This window comes from Olivibacter sp. SA151, from assembly GCF_054130995.1.
On sequence record NZ_CP096391.1, the window covers coordinates 1,773,454 to 1,793,591 of the forward strand.

Here is a 20,138-nt window from a genome sequence, read left to right on the forward strand (position 1 = left end):
TCACCAAAAAAGTAACTGTTCTCGATGGAGAGGAGGTTTACTTTTGTGCCTTAATATTAACACAAAATTTAAGAAAAATGAAAAAAGCAATTTTAAGCGTCTTTTTGGGATTCTTCTTTTTTAACATGTCGTATGCACAAAAGTATTTCGGAAAAACCTACACGGCTACAAAAAATGTCGATGAGTTTTATGATCCTGCCGATGTTGAAAAGGAATACACGGTTATGGGGAAAACTGAGCTTGCAAAAGGTTTTCGTTCATTGGAAAAAACACAGCAGAAAATTATCGACTTGGCAAAAGAAAAAGGAGCTGATGGTATCATTTTTTCGATTGAAGAAGAGGTTCTTGGAACCTCCAGTTCAACTGGTGGTAGCGTAAATGAAAAAAAGAAGAACAAAACAACCGTTGTTGGAAGTAGTACCACTATGGATTTAAAAGAAAAGAAAATCAGGGCAACCTTTATAAAATACAAAGAATGATTTGCTGCAACAAAGCCGTATTCTAAACGGCTTTGTTGTTCTCTGATATAAGCTCGATGAACAGTATGTTGTTTAAGTTGTGAACAATAGGCTTTAGTGGTTCAACCGGAACGGTAGTTACAATAGAAAATGAAATGATGATTATAAGGAAGTAGAAGCCGGTGAGACTTATGATTTTCGTCGAAAAAAGTATTTTTACACCAACATCAGCATATTACTAAAATTAAGATGAGCATGAATTCGGCACAAGCAGATTACTGGATAAATCATTTAAGATTAAAACCACACCCGGAAGGAGGATATTACAATGAAGTCTTCCGCTCGGAGCAGCAAGTAACAAGGAAGGGAGAAAGTCAACTAAAAAATTCGTGCACTTCCATCCATTACCTGCTACAAAATGCTGATTTTTCCAGTTTTCATAAACTTCAATCAGACGAAATATGGTACTTTCATGTGGGTTCCCCACTTCACATTCATATCCTCAGACCGGATGGCCAATATGAAAGGAAGGAACTCTCCATTAATGAGACAGGGTCATTATCTGTAATCATCGAAGCCGGGGCATGGTTTGCTGCGGAAATTCCCACCCGCCGTGGTTTTTCTCTTTCAAGCTGCGTGGTTGCTCCAGGTTTTGAATTCTCAGAATTCGAGCTTGGAGAAAAAGATAAGTTAATTGACAGGTATCCTGCTCATACAGAAATTATTGATAGACTTTGTCTAAAATGATTTTCATAAAGTTAATTACCATTGTAAGGAGCCGAAAACTTTCCATCAGTTACGGTTATGTATTCATCACCGCCGGATAGCCTTAATTTTCCCGAAAAGGTTCCTTTTACGCCCCAATCTGTCAAGCTTGTGATGTTAAGTGTAAATTCGGTACCCGTGCTTCTGCCGCCACTATATACAGTGGTCCAAGTCTTTCCATCCTTAGCATGCTGTATATAGTACTGACCATCCAGCTCTGGAGTGCTTCCACCGGCTACCGAATAGGTCTTTTCTTCTGCGCCCTCCGGTAAAACCAAATCAATACCAAAACCGGGAGATGTCGCTGTATTCTCTTCTTCCCAGCCGCTAATTACCACAAAATGTATGGTTTCTTCAGCGGGTTTATCATTGGCATTTACATGATAGTTAAAACGATGTTCTTTACCATTTAGCTTACAAATCAAGTATTTCTCTGCAGAATCACCAATATCGCCATCGCTTTTATTACAGGCGGATAGTCCGGCAAGTATAAATAGTGTGCATATTATAATGGAGAAGTTCGTTATTTTGTTTGTTTTCATGAAAATACAATTTGGATCCTTTGACTTAGCCCAAAAATAGTTTCTAATAAAAGTAGACGCAATCAATAAAAGCCAGCCTAAGATGAGCCTCGTACATAGATTAATATAAAGCGCAAATCTAAAGAGACATTCTTATTAGATACAATACCCGTAAATAAGTATTTTTAACTAACTATAAATAAGTACTAGATTGACTATAAGTTGATCCATAACAGACATAAGGGCCATGGTAAAACTCACGATTGCCAAAATGGCAAAAGCAAAATGTTGCTACCAACATAAAAATTTACTTACTAACAGAACAGCAGCTATTAAATGAGGTGAACAAATAATTAGCAATTTTTGAAGGTAGTGATTAAATAAAAGCCCCGATTTGTTTCGGAGCTGTTGTTTGTTATTCTCTAACCTTTCCACCGTCTCGTCGTTGAGCGAAGCGGTTCACCTGTTTCAAGTAACGATCGTTACAACTATAACGAACTAACGGAAAAATTAACCAACGGAAGTTCCATACCAAAAGTTTTGCCTAATTTACAGTATTAGAGATTATTTCAAATTGGTTCTCTTGGTCAGGCATTTGAAAGCTGCTCAGATATTTATTTAGGATTGACGTTGTAATTGGAAACGCTGCATTGGCCTCAAATCTTTTATTTCTACTTTTCAGTCTAGCCTTTATCGTTGAAATAGGAGTATTCATGTAAATAAGAAACCATTTTCCGTTGTTATTTTCTACTATTTGTTTAAAGCTATCACGCTTTTCTTTTTGCCAGAAGCTAAAGTCGACAACTACGTTTCGCTTGGATTTCAAGAGTTCTAAAAATTTGACAAACAATGCTTTGTCAGCTGAATCTTGCAATTTTTCATATTCTTCTTCGGCATAATCTATTCCAAATTTCCCATAGTTATTCCAAATCTCTTCGTCAATGGATAACCTATGAAAATTATAACCCTCTAGCTTCTTTGCGAATGTCGTTTTTCCCGAGCCTGACAGTCCGCACATTAAAACAACTTTTGGCTCATGTTTACAGTTTAGAATGATATTGATTACTTCACTTTCTGTAACTATCATCTTTAACTCCTATCGATACAATATTCATTATAATGGACACATTTTAATATGTTGCCGGCTCCTCACAAATAAGCTGGCGTGTTTCTTATAAAATTCTAGTCAAAATTAACCAAATCCAACAGAAAATCAGCTTAAATAACTGTTGAGGTTGAGAAGGTATCACGCTTTGACTGCCGTTTTTTAAAATAGCCCTCCATTAAAACCAATACCTATTCATCTCGTTTAAGAATCTATTGTCTTCAATAGGATATTTAGAACTCAAAACAGCATCTATCCCACATTTCGGACAGATCGCGGTTTCGCCGTTAATATCATTGATCCATTCGAAAATCTCAGATGGAGGGTATGTCTCTTTACAATAAAAACAGCCACATAATTTGCTGCTTAATATTTCTTGTCTATGCGAAGAACTGCCTTTGTGCGCAATTTTTAAATAACTGATATGATAAGTCTCTTTCATTGATTTCTTTGGAAAGTTATATCAGCTCCTCATAAATCCAATAATTCTCCTCATCATAACATACAAACGTTACTTTAATCTCTGCGCTACTGAAGTTGAGAAATTCCTTGACGGTATCAATTGCGATTTCGGCAGCCCGATCTTTGGGAAATCGATAGACACCTGTACTAATATTAGGAAAAGCGATCGACTGGAGCTGATGTTCAACCGCTAATGCCAAACTGCTTCTGTAAGCTGAGGCGAGCAATGCTTCTTCATTGTTTTTGCCCCCATTCCAAGTTGGACCTACTGTATGAATCACAAACTTCGCCGGGAGATTACCACCCGTGGTGATAACGGCTTCGCCCACCATACAGCCTCCTTGTTTTGCACGGATGCGCTGGCATTCTTCCAATATCGCTGGGCCACCCGCACGATGGATAGCTCCGTCAACGCCACCACCACCGAGCAAGGATGAATTAGCCGCGTTTACAACGGCATCCACCTCAAGTTTTGTAATATCTCCTTTTAAAAGCTCTATCATATATATACAAAGGTGCTATTATTTTGTATACTTAATTATTTATTAAAGAAGTCCTTTTTGTAGTAAACCATTTTCTTTTTAAAAAGTTGATATATTTCTATGAAGAAGCCTTCATCAACTCTTCATAAGTAATCTCTCCTAAGGTAGATCTTTGCAGCGCTACCGCTAAAGTATTTACCCTGTTATGGCGCTCTCGGCAATAGTGCAAATATGCAAAGCAAGCTCGAAAGATGGATATGAAATATGACTTTGACGAAAGCCGAATCCGTATTGAATATGCTAGTTCGATCGGAAAACTCGAACAAGAGGCCAGATTAAATAGGGTAGGACTATGGCATGACCATAATCCCATTGCACCGTGGAAATGGCGTAAGCCGAAAACAGTAGTTGGTAATCCTAATTAAACAAAGCGACATGGATCTTATTTTTTTACACTCCACTCTTTTGGTGCTACAAATCCCTTTCTGCCCTGCCCATAGGGAGGAACTTGTTTCGAACTTTTGATCGAATTATACATTTCTAATTTTGTTTTTAAATCTCTATAAATAGCGGTTTCTGTATCTTTTAAATCTTTTATTTCCCCTATATCTCGGGATATATTAAATAAAACATCCGTTTGTAATTTCATTCTCGAGTTGTTACCAGCTTCTATTAATTTCCAATTACTGTTTACCAGCGCTCCCTCCCCAAGGTAGAAATCTCGCTGTATGCCTGATTTGCTTCCATTTAATACCGGGTATATGCTTATTCCGTCCAACGGGTTCTCGGGTGCTTCTGTAATTCCGGCTATATCCAGCAAGGTTGGTAAAACATCTACATACCCGGTTACCTGCTCCATAGTCTTTCCTCCTTTTAACTTTGCAGGCCATTTTATAATGGCCGGTGCCCTTACGCCTCCTTCCCATTCGGTAAATTTAGACCCTTTCAGTTCTCCGGATGACCCGGGAGAATCCGGGGCATACCCGTTGTCACTAAAGAAAAGAACGATGGTGTTATCTTCTATGTTCAATGTTTTCAATATTTCTAAGACCTTCCCAATGTTCTCATCTAAACTCCTGACCATGGCTGAATAAGTTTGCTTTTTAAGATCGTCTTCTCCGCGAGGTTTTAATAGGTCTTCTTCTTTTACTTGAAACGGCCCATGAGGCGCATTAAAAGCCAAGTACATAAAGAATGGGTTTTCTTCCTGACTGTACTGCCTAATCCTTTTTACCGCCTCATCCGCAAATAAGTCTGTCGCGTAACCTTCATCATAGCTTGAATTAAAATCATTATGCCAATCTAATTCGCCCTCTCGTTTATGCGTAAAATAATCGATCGCTCCATTTAAATGACCATAGAAATGGGTGAAGCCCCTATGTAAGGGATGATATTTTAAGGAGGCATGTCCCAGATGCCATTTTCCGATAATTGCCCTGTTCTTATAACCTGCTTTAGCCAGATATTCGGGCAAAAAGGTCTCGTCAGTGTTCACGCCAAATTTAGACCAGGGTGGAATAACGGTTTCTCTTAAACCAAACCTGTCCGGATAACGACCGGTCATCAGTCCGGCACGGGTAGGAGAGCAGACTGCCGCCGTATAGAATCGGTTTAAGCGAATTCCGTCTTTTGCTAACTGATCGATTACAGGGGTTTTGATGGTGCCGCCCAGATATCCTAAATCTCCCCATCCCAGATCATCTGCCAGAATAATTAGAATATTAGGTTTTTTCGATTGCGCCATAAGCATGATGACGTGCATGCATAGCAATACGATTAGTAATGTTATTCTTTTCATATGATCTGACTTAAGCAAATACAATTTCAGTTTTCCTTCTTTCTCTACTTTAAAAGTAGAGAAAAGTGGAATGAATTGCTAATTTTAAATAAGAGGAAAAACCGATGAGGAGGCTGCAGAAATCGAGGAGGTATCCGTTGACTTCATTCAAGTCCGTGCAGATTTAGCAAAGAAGAACTGAACAAAATTCCATTAATAGATAAAAAGCCATCTCCTTTACTATCTGCAAGTCGTTTTCGATGGCCTGTATCAACAATAATCGATATTAAAATGTAAAAAAAGAAAACAGATTTGTTGCTTTTATAAGGCAATTAAATTAAATTCGTGTCAACTAACCGATAAAAACCCCGTTAAACTGACTAAAAGATATGTTTTTAAAAGAAATATTCCATTTTTATGTCAGTAAACAAGAAAATGTCGGACATCGATATCTTCCTAAAACTAAAATCGGGCAATACTAAAGCTTTCGAGCTGATTTATCATAAATATTGGTCCGCACTTTTTGATCAAGCCTATAAAAGATTTGCTGACGAAGAAATTGTTAAAGAATTCATACAGGAATTGTTTACAGAATTGTGGCAGAATAGAGAGGTAATACAAATTCATACCTCCCTTTCGTCATATTTACACCAGGCCTTAAAATTTAAAATATACAACTACTACAAATCACAGCAGGTACAAGACCGTTATAGACAATTCATCTATAAGCATCATGGGCCCCATTCAACAAATAATTTAACAGAAGAGCGGATAAATTACATCGACCTACATCAAGCCTTAAAAAAAAGTATTGAAAAATTACCTAATCAAACCCGGCGTGCCTATAAATTAAAGCAGGAAGGCGGGTTAACCTATCCTGAAATTGCTGCTGTTCTAAAAATATCAACCAGTACTGTAGAAAAACATATTATCAAAGCACTTAAAGTAATCAGGAAGGAGCTTAAACACTTCATTTGGCTATTATTTACCATCTTGTTAAAATAATCGAAAAAAAAGTAGAGGTACTATGCCTGTTAAATTTACTATTAATTGTATTTACATCCCGAATGGATCAAAATAACATACATAGAGCAGAAGAAAACCAGATGTCCCGGCGTTTTGAAGCTTGGTATAATGCAGCAGATCACTGTAAAGCATATACCGAAACACTTTCTGCACAAACAAAGCAAGCGCTTGGCAATGATATGTTATTCCAGATCAAAACACGCGCAAATATATCGTCCCCGAAGAAGTATAAACCTTCGAATCAAATGCTTTGGTGTGCCGCTACTGTTATTTTATTATTTGCGGTCTTTGTATTCTTACAAAATGGTCCTACCATAACATATACAACAGGCTATGGCGAGATCAAAATGATTCATTTACCCGACGGATCGCAAGTAAAATTAAATGGCCATTCCCGTTTATATTATCGTAAAAGAAATTTTAACGCCCACCGGGAAGTTTGGTTAAATGGTGAGGCAAGCTTTGTTGTTGTACATAAGCAAAACAATCAACGGTTTAGCGTACATGTATCCGACAGCACCTCTATTGAGGTCCTAGGCACAGAATTCAATGTGCAAAATAGAAACCAAACTTTGATAGCATTACGCGAAGGTAAAATCAATTTTCGATGTATTAGTAAACAAGACAGTTATAAAATCGAGATGCAACCGGGGCAGCATTTTATGCTGGCTAAAAACAGTCGTGATTATCAGCTGAAAAACGATGTTGCCATCGATGCGTTTTTTCTTTGGCAAAAGCACAAGCTATTACTTAGCAACAGCACACTTAACGAAGTGATTTCCGTATTAAAAGCAACTCAAGGTGTAGAAATCGTCCTAAAAGATGACAGGTTACTAAAGAGAGATGCTTCAGGATCTATGCCCTTAAATGTGGATATTGAAGAGATGATTTCTAACATTGCATTATTATACGATCTGGATATTAAGAGAATGAACAATCGATTCTTATTTCAGTCAAAGCAACACATTACACACCAATAGGAGTCGATAAAAGCCATCATTATTGCAAAAAGCTACACGCATTTTTGTGCGTAACGGCTCTTTATTGTCTTTTTTTAACATTCAAACCCACAAACATGAGATCATTACTAATCAACATCATTATGCGCTGCTAAGCCAACCGTCTAATTAGCAACAGAACAGGTAAGATTGACCTTGTACTACCCAAATCAGTAATATCCATTTCTGGTTAATGAAACCGTTTTGCCTTTTAACAAACAATCCTAAAACAAATATTATGGCTCGTAAAATTCTAAAAATCATATGTCTAACAATGGTATTGAGTGTGTTTATGCCTCCAAAGCTCATAAAATTGATGGCAGCTAGTTCTGAATCCTTCAGCCCTTCTTTTCAAACGGTGAGTCTCGAGGAGGCTTTAAAAAAGCTGGAAGAAAAGTTCCATGTCTCCATTGCATATCGTAGCGGATTATTAAAAAATAATCAGATAGATATGTCCGTACTTCAGCATGCATCCACGATCGAAGCAGCCTTATCGAGCGCATTAGCAGACCGAAAGTTAAGCTTCAAGAAGAACAATGATCGGTTTTTCGTCATTATCGAAAAAAATATACCGAGCCAGGTAGCTGCCGTACAATCAAAGCCGGTAAATGTACAACAGCGAAGCGTACGTGGTGTAGTGACAGACGAGCAGGGGCAACCCATTCCATTTGCAGCAGTGAAAATAAAGGGCACTACCTTGGTAACGAGTACAAACGAAAAAGGCCAATTTGTTATTAATAATTTACCCCCTGATGCAATTTTAATCATTACCTATATGGGATACAGACCAACGGAAGTGCCTGTGTCCGGTAAAGCCGAGGTAAACCTACAAATGGAACCGGTAGCTGCAGAGTTAAATGAGGTAGTGGTAGTAGGTTACGGTGTACAGCGAAAAGAAGAATTTACAGGTTCTGCAACCCGCATAGGAGGAGAAAAACTGGCCGATCAACCCGTTCAGAGTTTCGACCAGGCATTAGCCGGCAGGGCATCGGGTGTCAATATAGCGCAACCTAATGGTGTATTAAACAATGCTCCCGTTATCCGTATCAGAGGTGTTAACTCCATTTCTCAAAGTTCTTATCCACTTATTGTGGTGGATGGAATTCCGATCAATGCAGGAGAAAGTGTCTCATCGAATGCCAATGTTACTAATAACCCTTTAGGAGATATCAATCCGGCGGATATCGAATCGGTTAATATATTAAAAGATGCGGCCTCCACTTCCATTTATGGTTCCAGAGGTGCCGCAGGTGTCATGATCATTACCACTAAAAGAGGTAAAACCGGCAAAGCACGCGTAAATTATGAGGGATGGACGGGCATATCCAACCCGGTAAGACTGCCAACAATGCTTAATGCTGCTCAATTTATGGAGATAAAAAACGAAGCTGTACTGAATTCGAAGATTTTAAGTGGGAACGCTGCTAACGACAATGTCGCGAGTGCGTATTTCTTCCCCACTTATAAGGAGGATGGATCATTAGTGGACACACGCTGGTATGATGAAACTTATCGCACCGGTTTTTCCCATAATCATAGTCTTAATGTGACCGGGGGTTCAGAGGATACCAAATATTTCTTTTCTACCAATTACTCAGATCAAAAAGGCTTTATCCGAAATAACGAATTTGACAGAATTGGCGTGCGTTTCAATGTAGATCATAATTTAACGAACTGGTTAAAACTAACAGGAGGAGCTAATTATACGCGCAGTAATAATCAATCTCCCAACACGGGATCACTCCGGGGGAACGCTTTCTTACTCACCGGTATTGCTCGTTTAGCTTGGCTAACGGCCCCCAATGTTAGTCCGTATAATCCCGATGGCACTTACAATATAGCTAGCAATACCAATTCGATGGGGATGGGAAACAATACAGTAGTTAGTAATTTCTATAATCCTACCGCCTTATTGGGTTTGAACCGATACGATGCACAGAATGATCATATTATTGGAAATGTGGGAGCTACGGTAACCTTGTTGAAAGGCTTAGATTTCAAAACAAGTTATGCATTGGATTGGACTAAAGTGGAAAACAAAACATTCGAAAGTGCCCTACACGGACCGGGTTTTACCCCTCAAGGTAATGCTGTCAACACAATTAACAATATCAACACCTGGAATTGGAGCAATACGATGTCCTTCAGGAGAGCTTTTGGTCAGCACAACCTTTCCTTATTAGGTGGCTATGAAGTGCAGCATTTTTATTTCAATCGATGGGGTGCTACCCGTACACAGGTATCCGATGAGTATTATGAAAATTTTGAGGGAAGCTATGGACGTATTATACCCTTTGGAAGTATGCTAGATGCCGAATCTTCGTTGATCTCTTATATTTCGAGGATAAACTATGATTTCGACAAGCGTTATTTTTTAACGATCAACTTCCGAAGAGATGGTAATTCCATACTCGGAGAAAAAACAAAATTCGGAAATTTCGGCGGGGCTTCCATTGGCTGGACACTTTCAGAGGAGAATTTCTATAAAGGGTCTTCTCTAGCGGAAACCTTAAACAGTATAAAATTGCGTGGTAGTTGGGGGCGGGTAGGAAATGCCAATAATCCAAACAAGTTTGCCTCGCTCAATCTTTATGAATCGGCCCTGTATGGAGATGCGCCTATGTTAAACTACTATCAAGCCGGAAATAGCGGTTTGGAGTGGGAAACCAGTGACCAGACCAATATTGGAGCGGACTTAGGTTTTTTCAACGACCGTTTGCAAGTAGAAATGACTTATTTCTATAATAACGTAAATGGATTAATTCTCAATGCTCCGCAAACGCCGTCGAAAGGAATACCCAATAACGGCATTATGTTAAATGTTGGCTCTATGTACAATCGCGGATTTGAATTCACCTTCAATGCCCGTGTTTTAGAACAAAACGGTTTTACCTGGAATTCATCGTTTAACTTTACAACGATTAAAAACCGTGTTACAGCCTTGGCAGAAGGCAATGCCGACATTGTTGGTTCTACCAGTACGGCGGCAGAAGCCACTAATATTACCCGGGTTGGCTATTCCGTTGGAAGTTTATATGGAGCCAAAACGGATGGTGTAAATCCCGAAACAGGACAGCGTATTTTCATCAACCGCGCCGGCGAGCGGGTGCAATATAGTCATGCGGTGGCTGCGGGCGAAAGCAGATGGACCTATCTGGACGGTTCACCTGCTCAGGCAATTTCGGGCGCCGACTATTACCTGCTGGGAAATGCCCTTCCAACCTGGTATGGTGGGTTTGACAACACACTTCAGTATAAAAACTTTGACCTCAACTTAAGTTTTGTATATTCCGGTGGTAATTATATCCAAAATGGCACCAAAGCTACCCTGCGCGATCAGCGCTTCTGGAATAATTACACCGAAATCTATGATCGGTGGACAAGCCCGGGCCAGCAGACAGATATCCCGCGCCTCGTGTATGGCGATGTTATTTCAAACGGCTCATCTTATCCCATATCAGAAAATGTGGAAAAAGCAGATTTTCTCAGATTGCAAACCGCGTCATTGGGCTATCGGCTTCCGACAAAACTGCTGGGCAAATCCGGCATTAGTTCGGTGCGTTTTTATGGTCAGGTGTTCAACGCATTCATCATTACAGGCTATAGTGGTTCTGACCCGGCACTTTCTTCCAATGGTAACGACAATCTAACGCCGGGCGTTGATAAAAATTCTGTACCACAGGCACGCACTTTCACACTCGGTGTCAACGTAGGCTTCTAGCAAGACCTCATTTTAAAAAAAAGCGATAAAATTATAGGTTATGAACAATAAAAAATATAAGACTTTAAAACAGGGTATTCAATCAATCATGATTACCGTGCTATGCTTTATTTCTTGCAGCGAGCAGGAATACCTGCATCCGGATCCCACTACTTATATTCCGCAAGAACAAACATTTGACACCCCTGAACGTGTACTGGCTTTGGTAAATGGATTATATCGGGGTATGAAAGACCAGCAATTTTATGGCGGTCGTTATTACATTTACTGCGAAGTACGAGGTGAAGAATATATTAATAGAACCGCCAATCTTTTTACGGCTTTTGATTCCTGGAATCATACCTTAAATGCCGGTTCCAACGAAGTGCAAAACCTCTGGGCTGCAGCATATCGTACCATTAATTTATGCAATGTTTTTTTACAGGGATTAGTTGACAATGCAGATAAAGTAGATCCCGAAGCAGCTACTGCATACGCTGCCGAAGCTAAATTCGTGCGGGCAGTTTCTTATTTCGCCCTGGTAACCCTATACGCAAGACCTTATATCGAGAACAATGGCAATGCGCCGGGTTTACCCTTACGTCTACTGGCCGAAACTTCCTCGGCCAACAATTCATTAGCCCGCAGTACAGTAGCCGAAGTATATGCACAAATACTAAAAGATCTCGATGAAGCCGAAACGGGCCTGCCGTTATCCTATGGTACGCCTCTACTCAATACCACGCGCGCTCACCGCAACACGGCCATTGCTTTCAAAACGCGTGTTTACCTTACGATGGGAAATTACAGTATGGTGATACAAGAAGCGCAGAAAATCGTTTCGGCCAATGCACCGTACCGAGCCGAAACAGGTGTTGCCCATGCGCTACAAGACGACGCTACTATTCCTTTTTTATCAAATAATTATACCACAACAGAGTCTATCTTTAGTATGCCCATGACTGATTTAGATTCTACCACCGGTCAATCGTCCATAGGATACAATCTCAATACCTCGCCAGGAAATTCGGAGTATAATTTAAACCCACTGGGCATCATTGCTGACACGGAGTGGCGCGAAAACGATCAACGCCGACTGTTCATTACCGGTGGAGCTACCAAGTATCTCAAAAAATACAGCAAGCCTTCTCCATTTTTAGATTATATTCCTGTGATCCGATACGCCGAAGTGTTACTTAATTATGCCGAGGCGGCAGCGCATGTGGAAGATCTTGATAAAGCACGCGATCTGCTGACATATGTTAGAAACCGAGCTGATGCATCTTATCAGTTCCCAACAAGTGCCATCAATAATGTAGACGCTCTGATCCAAACGATTTTACATGAACGCCGAATTGAGTTTTTAGGCGAAGGATTGCGTTCTAATGATCTGTTGCGTACTTTGCAGACTATTCCTGCAAAGGGCACTGCTCCAGCTGTTTCACCAACAGAAGAAGCCTATATTTTTCCCTTGCCCAATTCAGAACTATTAACTAATAAAGATTTATAAACAAGAAGAACATGATGTGTCTAAAAAAAACGATTACAAGGTGTTTCCTGATAACGTTGTCCCTTATCGGTGGATTGCTACCCTACCAAACCCTTCGGGCACAGAAATCGATAGCTACTCCCGTTGTAACAGGAAGTATCTCCGATTTCATCAAAAATCTAAAAGCGTACCCCGGTTATTTTAATTTCTATTATGATGAAAAAAATGATAAGATTTATCTGGAAATAGACAAGCTAGGGACTGAATTTTTGTATTACACCTCGCTTACCGATGGGGTAGGTTCCGGCGGGCCGGAAAGGGGACAGGCAACAGCAGTTATTGCTAAATTTATCCAAGTAGGCCAGAAGATCTTGCTGGTAGAGCCCAACTATGCTTACCGGGCGATAACCGATAATAAAGACGAGCAAAAAGCCGTAGAAAACGCCTTTGCTCAGTCCGTTATCTGGTCATTCAAAGTGTTGGCGGTAGGGCAGGGGAAAGTACTCATTGACCTGAGCCCGTTCTTGGTACGAGATAGTCAGAAGATAGCTTCCAGTATTGGGCGTAACAACCTTCCCGGTCTCCATATTGGTGCTTCACAACAGATGGGCCCGGCTTATAATTTTGATGAAAGCAGATCGGCCATCTATTTAGACAATACTAAAAACTTTCCAAAAAACACAGAATTCGAAGCCATCATCACTTTTACAGGAGGCAGCATCCAGGGCAGAGGTTGGGGGATGGGCCCCGGTATCGCGCCGGACCCCAATGCAGTTACCGTGAAGATGCATCAATCATTCGTGGAGCTGCCCGAAGCTGGCTATAAGCCCCGTAAATTTGATCCGCGCTCCGGTTTTAATATGTATAGCTACATGGATTTTTCTGCTTCCATGAAAGAACCCATCGTTAAACGTTTTACTCGTAGGCAACGCCTGGAGAAAAAAGACCCTACAGCCGCGCTCAGTGAGCCGGTAAAACCGATCGTGTACTATGTTGACCGTGGTGCGCCCGCACTGATCAAAAAAGCGCTCATCGAAGGAGGTGCCTGGTGGAATCAAGCTTTCGAGGCGGCCGGATATAAGAACGCCTTTCAGATCAAAGAACTGCCGGAAGGTGCCGATCCCATGGATATTCGATATAACATTGTCAATTGGATTAACCGTACCGGAAACCCCAGGGCTTTTTCAACCGGTATGTCCCATATAGATCCCCGTACCGGTGAAATTATTAAAGGTGTAGTGACATTGGGGGCAGACAGGCACCGGCAAGATTACCTGATTGTGGAGGGGCTTTTGCAGCAATATGAAGATGGAAAAGAAGTAAATGATGATATGCAGAACTTTGCGCTCGCGCGTATTCGTCAACTTTCCGCTCATGAGATTGGTCACACGCTCGGCCTATATCATAATTTTACTTCCAGCACGAAAAACAGGGCTTCGGTAATGGATTATCCCTTCCCTCGCTTTAGCATGGACAACCAAGGTAAAATAAATGTAGCAGATGCCTATGCCGTAGGAATAGGTGAGTGGGATAAGCGTGCCATTATCTGGGGATACCAAGACTTCCCCGAAGGAACCGATGAAAACAAAGCCCTCGATGATATTATGAAAGAAACCCTCGCTCAAGGGCATATCTTCATTCCCGATATCGGCGGTTATGTCCATCCCATCGCCAATCAATGGGATGAAGGTACCAATGCACCTAACGAGTTAAAACGTCTGTTGCAAATCAGGAATCGACTATTACAAAATTTTTCAGAGAAAGCCATTCCCGAAGGTGCACCCATGGCCACCTTGGAAGAAGTATTGGTGCCTATCTATCTCCTGCACCGTTATCAGATAGAAGCCGCAGCCAAGTCTTTAGGTGGTTTGTATTTTACCCATGCCCTAAAGAATGACGGACAAGTTATTACCAAACTCATTGAACCCCAAGAACAATGGAAGGCCTTTGATGCCTTAATCAGCACAATCCAGGCAGACGCGCTCTCACTGCCGGAGCAGCTAATACAGAAAATCCCGCCCCGGCCTTCGGGATATCCGCAGACCCGTGAAGTCTTTAACCGTTATACAGGCCCCACTTTTGATCCTATCGCCGCGGCAGAGACAGTGGCCAGCACAACGCTTGGTCATCTATTAGACCCTGCGCGGGCAGCCAGGTTAATTGAGTACCAAGGCAGAGACGATAAACAACCCGGTTTTATTCCCATGGCCGAAAGGCTTTTAGAGCTCACTTGGAAGCAACCCCTCGTTGACGGCTATAAGGGAGCATTACAAGCCATGGTAAATAATGTTACGTTGCAGTATTTGCTACAGTTGGCAGCCGGTAAGGAGACGTCCACCGTGGTGAAAGGGCAAGCTATTTATTTGATCGAGAACCTAGCCACCTGGATGCAAGATCATCTCGGCAATGCATCACCTGCTTACGCCTCCAATTTACGCTTTGGTTTAACTCAAATTAAGTCTTTCCGGGAAAATCCCTCAAAATTTGAAATCGAAGCCCCCATGCAAATGCCTCCCGGTGCTCCGATAGGCACGCCATCACTTCATTTTATAGACCAAATGTGTTCATTCAATTAAACGCTCAACATGAAGAAACAACAAATTAGCAAACGGGTATTCATTCAGGTCGTATTCTTTATGATACAGGTTGGATGTATAAATCCACTTTTCGCACAAAAGATCAATGCCAAGAAATTGGCTAGTTTAAAAAAGGAGCTTATCCTGGAAATTGATAAAGAGCAGAAAAGAAGCCAGGAAATGGTAGATATGGTCTTTAGTTTCGGCGAATTGGGTTTTCAGGAAGAAGAAACATCCCGCTATCTAACCGGGATTCTAAAGGAAAACGGTTTTTCCATCGAGCAGGGTATTTCCGGTATTCCAACCGCCTGGCTGGCAAGATGGGGAAATGGCAAGCCCGTTATTGCTATTGGCAGTGACATTGATTGCATACCTAAAGCCTCCCAAAAGCCCGGAGTAGCCTTTCATGCTCCCCTAGTGGAGGGGGCACCCGGACATGGCGAAGGTCATAATTCGGGTGTTCCTTTAAATATTACTGCTGCACTGGCCCTAAAAAAGATAATGGAACGCGAACACATCAGCGGTACCTTGGTCTTATGGCCAGGGGTTGCAGAAGAGCAATTGGGCACAAAAGCCTACTACGTACGTGATGGTTATTTCAAAGATATTGACGCTTGTATCTTCACCCACGTAGCAAACAACTTGGGGGTATCCTATGGCGACAGTGGCGGGAACGGCATGATTTCCGTTAAGTTCAATTTCGAGGGCGAAGCAGCCCATTCCGGTGGTGCCCCTTGGCGTGGAAAAAGTGCTTTAGACGCCGTAGAACTCATGAATGCAGGTTGGAATTACCACCGCGAACATATGGAGCCCACACAGCGTTCTCATTACGTGATAACCGATGGCGGCGATCAGCCAAATGTAGTTCCATCTAAAGCATCGGTATGGTATTATTTTAGGGAGAAAACCTATCCAAAGATCATGCAAATGTACGAAGATGGCATTCGGATCGGTGAGGGCGCCGCGAAAATGACCAATACCAAGATGACCTACGAAGTGTTGGGAAGCGCTTGGCCCGGACATTTCAATCAAACAATCGCCGAAACCATGTACAAGAACATTCAAGCAGTGGGTCTACCCACATGGAGCGCCCAGGATCAACAACTCGCCAAAGCGATACAAAAAGAACTCGGAGTTAAAGAAGAAGGAATGAACGTAGAATTAAGTAAACTCGGTATTCCCAATGCCAATCCATCCCTCATGGGCGGCGGGTCTGATGATATTGCTGACATTGCTTGGAATGTGCCAATCGTGGTGTTGCGTTACCCCTCCAATATTCCCGGTTTACCAGGTCATCATTGGGCTAATGCCATTGCCATGGCAACACCTATTGCACATAAAGGTGTTATCGCCGGGGCAAAAGTGGAAGCGCTTACGTTACTGGATATGCTAGTAGATCCACAAATTATTAAAGACGCTTGGACTTATTTTAATGAGGTACAAACCAAGGAAATAAAATATACGCCCTTGGTTTCAGAAAAAGATAAACCCGCTACTTTTCTGAATAAAAAAATAATGGAAGAATTCCGTCCGCTCATGAAAAAATACTATTATGACCCCAGCAAATACGGTACTTATCTTGAGCAATTAGGAATTAGTTACCCTACAGTAAGATAAAGTAGTTTATAAGGAGGCTGACCTGTGATAAAGGTAGTCTCCTTTATAACGCATTTTCATCAAGACTGAAGTTTAGGCTGAACGCTGCAGATACTAGACCCTAAAAAACACGTATTAATTCTTTGTAGGTATTTAGGAAGTTTCACCTATTGGCAATACAGTTTTTAGTTTCGTCAGCTGCGGATATTCTATCTACAAAATATGAAAAAGCGCGGGGACGATTTGGGCTTTTTTGTATACGCTTCACTGTTTTCCGGTATCTCCTACCTAAAAATAGAACCGATTAAGTTTGTTTCCGGCATGTTGACGAAGGTAATTGCACGATAGCTATTTACATTGCCAAAGATTGGGAAATGGTGGATGACATAATTGCATTTTGTTAGTTCCTGTGCAATTCTGTGAAAAGATTTTAAATACGTAAATTTGTGCATTTATTGAAAAAGTAAATTGGCTTTTTATCGCCTCGAAGGAATGTTGGAAGAGCTCAGAAATACAGACAAACAATGATATCAAAAGAAAGGATCGGTTATAACTACCTGAAATACCTGCTTACCGCAGCCTTTTCAGCCTTGCTAGTTATGGGGTATGCGCAGGAGGAAAAAGAACAGCAGGAAGAGAAGCAGCAAGCCACTGAAAAGCTAGACGAAGGGCAATCTACGCCTATGGGGTCCATCGATGTCGTACGTGATTACCGGCCGATGCTGGCCGATGCCGTAAAGATCCGTCGGAGTCCGGATATGAATATCAAACGCGAAGCACTTGAAATCGAGCTGCGCCGTATCGCTGCCGCCACGTATTTTGCACAGAACAAATTCAAACAAGCTTACTACGTTAAATTAATTGAACGCTACCCGGATGCTTCACGCAGCAATATCGATAATTTCCGGATCGGCTCCATCGCCTATTTAGCAGGCGAATACGAAAGAGCAAACTCTATTCTGGAGAAAGTGGCAGATCCGGATGCCTTTTATCAGGGCTCATTGATTACTTTGGGCCATATTGCCGTAGAAACCGGCGATAAGCAACGTGCACGGGATGTGTTCGTGAAAGCGTCCAGGCTGGATTTCGATCAGGCATTGAAATTGGATGGGCTGTTTAATTATGCTAAAATCTTATATGAATTAGACTCCGCCCAGGTTGCTCAGGAAGTCCTTCAGAAATATATCGCTCAGAAATATGCGGATCGTAAACCTGATGCTGAAAATACAGAGAATGTGGAAACCCTGTTGGCCGAGGTCTTGTCGGGTACGAGCAATTTCCATGCAGGGGTAGCTATGCTGGAATCGTTCAAAAGCAGGGGGCGGGAAGCCGATATGGTCTACCAAAAGGTAACGTATTACCGCGGACTGGAGTTTTATAATGAGCGCGCTTTCGAAAACAGCATATCCCTGTTCATGCGATCGGAAAAATTCCCAATCGATGCGGAAATGGCGGCGTTGGCCACGTACTGGAAAGCGGAGGCGATGTATGAAGTGCGTAAGTACAGAGAGGCGGTAGAAAACTTTTCCCGGTTCCTTCGGTTGCCCGCCGCCCGAAACACCAATGTATACAATTATGCAAACTATGGCCTGGCTTATGCGGCGTTTCGCAACGACAGCTTTAGCATAGCGGCCGATTATTTTGAACGCTTTTTGGCTGTCGAAGGAAGTTCGCTGGAGGAAAATATGCGTCATGACGTAATTGCCCGTTTGGGTGATTCGTATCTGTCCCTGCGTAATTACGACCGAGCCAACGAATACTACGACCAGCTGATCAACAGCAAAGCTCCTAATCAGGACTACGCGTTGTTCCAGCGTGGTATTATTCAGGGATTGCAGGGCGACAATGAAGCCAAACTCAGCACCCTAAGGTCCGTTATCGAACAATTCCCCGGTTCGAACTATGCAGACGACGTGGCTTTTGAGGTTCCATACACGTATTTCATTACCGAAGATTACGATGCCGCCATCGAAGGGTTGCAACAGATGATCGAACAATACCCCCGCAGCAGCTATGTCCCCCGGGCATTGATGACCATCGGGCTTGTTCAGTACAATAAAGATGAAACTGAAGCCGCGAAGGCCACCTTTCAGCGGGTGGTAGAGAAATATCCCACAACCGAAGAGGCAAAGCAGGCGCTGCGTTCCATTGAAAACATCTATCTGGATCAAGGGGATGCCTCGAGTTATATTCAATACGCAACCGGTGCCAATATCGGTGATCTGAGTACTGCGGAGCAGGATAACCTAGCTTTCCAGGTGGCCAATTCCTTGTTTACCAGGGGAGAGTACGGACCGGCTGTGGAAGCGATTAATGCATATTTTGATAAATTCCCAAAACCCATACAGGAAAAACATGCCCGTTATATCCGCGGGGTGAGTTTGTACCATACCGGGCACCCGAAGGAAGCCCTGCACGACCTAAACATTATCTTGAACGACTGGACGAGCCAGTATACGGAGAAGACCTTGCTAACGGTTGCTGCCTTATACCTGAGTTTGAAGGAATACAACGAGGCCATCGTGCATCTCAAAAAACTGGAGCTCGTTTCAGAATATAGAAAAAACTATGGCTATGCGGTAACTAACCTAATGATTTGTTATTTTGAAATCGGCGACTTCGAGCAGGTGGCCAAGTATGCGAAGTTGATTAAGAATTACGATCGGTCGTCTGAAGAGGACATTGCCAAGGCACACTTATACAGCGCACGGGCCATGCTGCAGGAAGGGAAAGTGGAACCTGCCATGGATGAACTGAATCAGGCGGCGTTGAAGAGCCGAACGGCAGTCGGCGCAGAGGCAAGGTACCGCATAGGGCAACTGCAGTATCAAGACAAAGAATACGACAAAGCACAGGAAACAGCCTTTGATGTGATCAACAACATGGGTGCATATGACTATTGGGTGGCCAAAAGCTTCATCCTGCTTGCGGATGCCTATGCGGGCAAAGGCGATAAGCTCCAAGCGAGGAAGACGTTGGAAAGTGTGATTAAAAACTATGAAGAAGATGATGACGTCATTCCTTCAGCAAAAGAACGTTTACAGAAATTGAAGAATAAGTAACAGAAATATTCCATTAATAAATGTTTTCATTGGCCGGATCTTATAAAGCATTCGGTCGAACCCAAGGTCATTTGAATAACAATTGGCGAAGTAGCAGATTCGGTCACTTCGCCAACGCATT

The 20,138-nt window shown here is 42.0% G+C and carries 15 protein-coding genes; 11 read left to right on the plus strand and 4 right to left on the minus strand.

All coding sequences use genetic code 11. The features are described 5' to 3' along the window. The first annotated feature begins 77 nt into the window (after window positions 1-77). Both M1D52_RS07045 and M1D52_RS07050 read left to right on the plus strand, forming a co-directional pair. On the plus strand, window positions 78-479 hold the full coding sequence (locus tag M1D52_RS07045) for a hypothetical protein (protein ID WP_130856574.1): 402 nt from the start codon (window positions 78-80) through the stop codon (window positions 477-479). 234 nt (window positions 480-713) lie between these two features. After that, window positions 714-1,205 carry a cupin domain-containing protein gene (locus tag M1D52_RS07050; protein WP_437391957.1) on the plus strand — a complete coding sequence of 164 codons (492 nt, stop codon included), beginning with the start codon at window positions 714-716 and terminating at the stop codon, window positions 1,203-1,205. Between the two features lie 11 nt (window positions 1,206-1,216). On the opposite strand, the gene M1D52_RS07055 is transcribed toward M1D52_RS07050, so the two are convergent. From M1D52_RS07055 to M1D52_RS07065, 3 genes are all read right to left on the minus strand, one after another. Continuing rightward, a complete protein-coding gene (locus M1D52_RS07055) occupies window positions 1,217-1,765 on the minus strand; it encodes a hypothetical protein (protein WP_289552250.1) in 549 nt (182 codons plus the stop codon). Window positions 1,766-2,288: 523 nt separating this feature from the next. After that, on the minus strand, window positions 2,289-2,831 hold the full coding sequence (locus M1D52_RS07060; protein WP_013668219.1) for an AAA family ATPase: 543 nt from the start codon (window positions 2,829-2,831) through the stop codon (window positions 2,289-2,291). A 476-nt stretch (window positions 2,832-3,307) separates the two neighbouring features. After that, window positions 3,308-3,814: an O-acetyl-ADP-ribose deacetylase gene (locus tag M1D52_RS07065; protein ID WP_013668217.1), complete on the minus strand. Its 507-nt coding sequence runs from the start codon at window positions 3,812-3,814 to the stop codon at window positions 3,308-3,310. 230 nt (window positions 3,815-4,044) lie between these two features. On the opposite strand from M1D52_RS07065, the gene M1D52_RS07070 reads away from it, so the two are divergent. Next, on the plus strand, window positions 4,045-4,218 hold the full coding sequence (locus M1D52_RS07070) for a hypothetical protein (RefSeq protein WP_157622304.1): 174 nt from the start codon (window positions 4,045-4,047) through the stop codon (window positions 4,216-4,218). 17 nt (window positions 4,219-4,235) lie between these two features. Here the strand turns inward: M1D52_RS07070 and M1D52_RS07075 are convergent, their stop codons facing one another. After that, entirely contained in the window at window positions 4,236-5,591 is a 1,356-nt protein-coding gene (locus M1D52_RS07075) for a sulfatase-like hydrolase/transferase (RefSeq protein ID WP_437391958.1), read from the minus strand. A 396-nt stretch (window positions 5,592-5,987) separates the two neighbouring features. Between M1D52_RS07075 and M1D52_RS07080 the strand changes: the two genes are divergently transcribed. The 8 genes from M1D52_RS07080 (at window position 5,988) to M1D52_RS07115 (ending at window position 20,017) form a co-directional block, all read left to right on the plus strand. After that, window positions 5,988-6,575, plus strand: a complete 588-nt coding sequence (locus M1D52_RS07080) for an RNA polymerase sigma-70 factor (RefSeq protein WP_130856578.1) — start codon at window positions 5,988-5,990, stop codon at window positions 6,573-6,575. Window positions 6,576-6,637: 62 nt separating this feature from the next. Continuing rightward, the gene (locus M1D52_RS07085; protein WP_377611398.1) at window positions 6,638-7,576 is read left to right on the plus strand and encodes a FecR family protein; all 939 of its coding nucleotides are present in this window, start codon (window positions 6,638-6,640) and stop codon (window positions 7,574-7,576) included. 256 nt (window positions 7,577-7,832) lie between these two features. Continuing rightward, on the plus strand, window positions 7,833-11,315 hold the full coding sequence (locus tag M1D52_RS07090) for a SusC/RagA family TonB-linked outer membrane protein (protein ID WP_437391959.1): 3,483 nt from the start codon (window positions 7,833-7,835) through the stop codon (window positions 11,313-11,315). Window positions 11,316-11,355: 40 nt separating this feature from the next. Next, entirely contained in the window at window positions 11,356-12,804 is a 1,449-nt protein-coding gene (locus M1D52_RS07095) for a RagB/SusD family nutrient uptake outer membrane protein (protein ID WP_377477747.1), read from the plus strand. An 11-nt stretch (window positions 12,805-12,815) separates the two neighbouring features. Then, a complete protein-coding gene (locus M1D52_RS07100) occupies window positions 12,816-15,359 on the plus strand; it encodes a zinc-dependent metalloprotease (RefSeq protein WP_437391960.1) in 2,544 nt (847 codons plus the stop codon). Between the two features lie 9 nt (window positions 15,360-15,368). Continuing rightward, a complete protein-coding gene (locus tag M1D52_RS07105; RefSeq protein WP_437391962.1) occupies window positions 15,369-16,976 on the plus strand; it encodes a peptidase dimerization domain-containing protein in 1,608 nt (535 codons plus the stop codon). Between the two features lie 201 nt (window positions 16,977-17,177). Then, on the plus strand, window positions 17,178-17,303 hold the full coding sequence (locus tag M1D52_RS07110; RefSeq protein WP_278045568.1) for a hypothetical protein: 126 nt from the start codon (window positions 17,178-17,180) through the stop codon (window positions 17,301-17,303). Window positions 17,304-17,479: 176 nt separating this feature from the next. Next, entirely contained in the window at window positions 17,480-20,017 is a 2,538-nt protein-coding gene (locus tag M1D52_RS07115) for a tetratricopeptide repeat protein (RefSeq protein ID WP_377611383.1), read from the plus strand. Window positions 20,018-20,138: the final 121 nt, after the last annotated feature.

Bases quoted from the DNA above. Each gene is read 5' to 3' on its own strand.
- M1D52_RS07045 (WP_130856574.1), top strand. From the start codon at position 78: ATGAAAAAAGCAATTTTAAGCGTCTTTTTGGGATTCTTCTTTTTTAAC.
- M1D52_RS07050 (WP_437391957.1), top strand. From the start codon at position 714: ATGAATTCGGCACAAGCAGATTACTGGATAAATCATTTAAGATTAAAA.
- M1D52_RS07055 (WP_289552250.1), bottom strand. From the start codon at position 1,765: ATGAAAACAAACAAAATAACGAACTTCTCCATTATAATATGCACACTA.
- M1D52_RS07060 (WP_013668219.1), bottom strand. From the start codon at position 2,831: ATGATAGTTACAGAAAGTGAAGTAATCAATATCATTCTAAACTGTAAA.
- M1D52_RS07065 (WP_013668217.1), bottom strand. From the start codon at position 3,814: ATGATAGAGCTTTTAAAAGGAGATATTACAAAACTTGAGGTGGATGCC.
- M1D52_RS07070 (WP_157622304.1), top strand. From the start codon at position 4,045: ATGGATATGAAATATGACTTTGACGAAAGCCGAATCCGTATTGAATAT.
- M1D52_RS07075 (WP_437391958.1), bottom strand. From the start codon at position 5,591: ATGAAAAGAATAACATTACTAATCGTATTGCTATGCATGCACGTCATC.
- M1D52_RS07080 (WP_130856578.1), top strand. From the start codon at position 5,988: ATGTCAGTAAACAAGAAAATGTCGGACATCGATATCTTCCTAAAACTA.
- M1D52_RS07085 (WP_377611398.1), top strand. From the start codon at position 6,638: ATGGATCAAAATAACATACATAGAGCAGAAGAAAACCAGATGTCCCGG.
- M1D52_RS07090 (WP_437391959.1), top strand. From the start codon at position 7,833: ATGGCTCGTAAAATTCTAAAAATCATATGTCTAACAATGGTATTGAGT.
- M1D52_RS07095 (WP_377477747.1), top strand. From the start codon at position 11,356: ATGAACAATAAAAAATATAAGACTTTAAAACAGGGTATTCAATCAATC.
- M1D52_RS07100 (WP_437391960.1), top strand. From the start codon at position 12,816: ATGATGTGTCTAAAAAAAACGATTACAAGGTGTTTCCTGATAACGTTG.
- M1D52_RS07105 (WP_437391962.1), top strand. From the start codon at position 15,369: ATGAAGAAACAACAAATTAGCAAACGGGTATTCATTCAGGTCGTATTC.
- M1D52_RS07110 (WP_278045568.1), top strand. From the start codon at position 17,178: ATGAAAAAGCGCGGGGACGATTTGGGCTTTTTTGTATACGCTTCACTG.
- M1D52_RS07115 (WP_377611383.1), top strand. From the start codon at position 17,480: ATGATATCAAAAGAAAGGATCGGTTATAACTACCTGAAATACCTGCTT.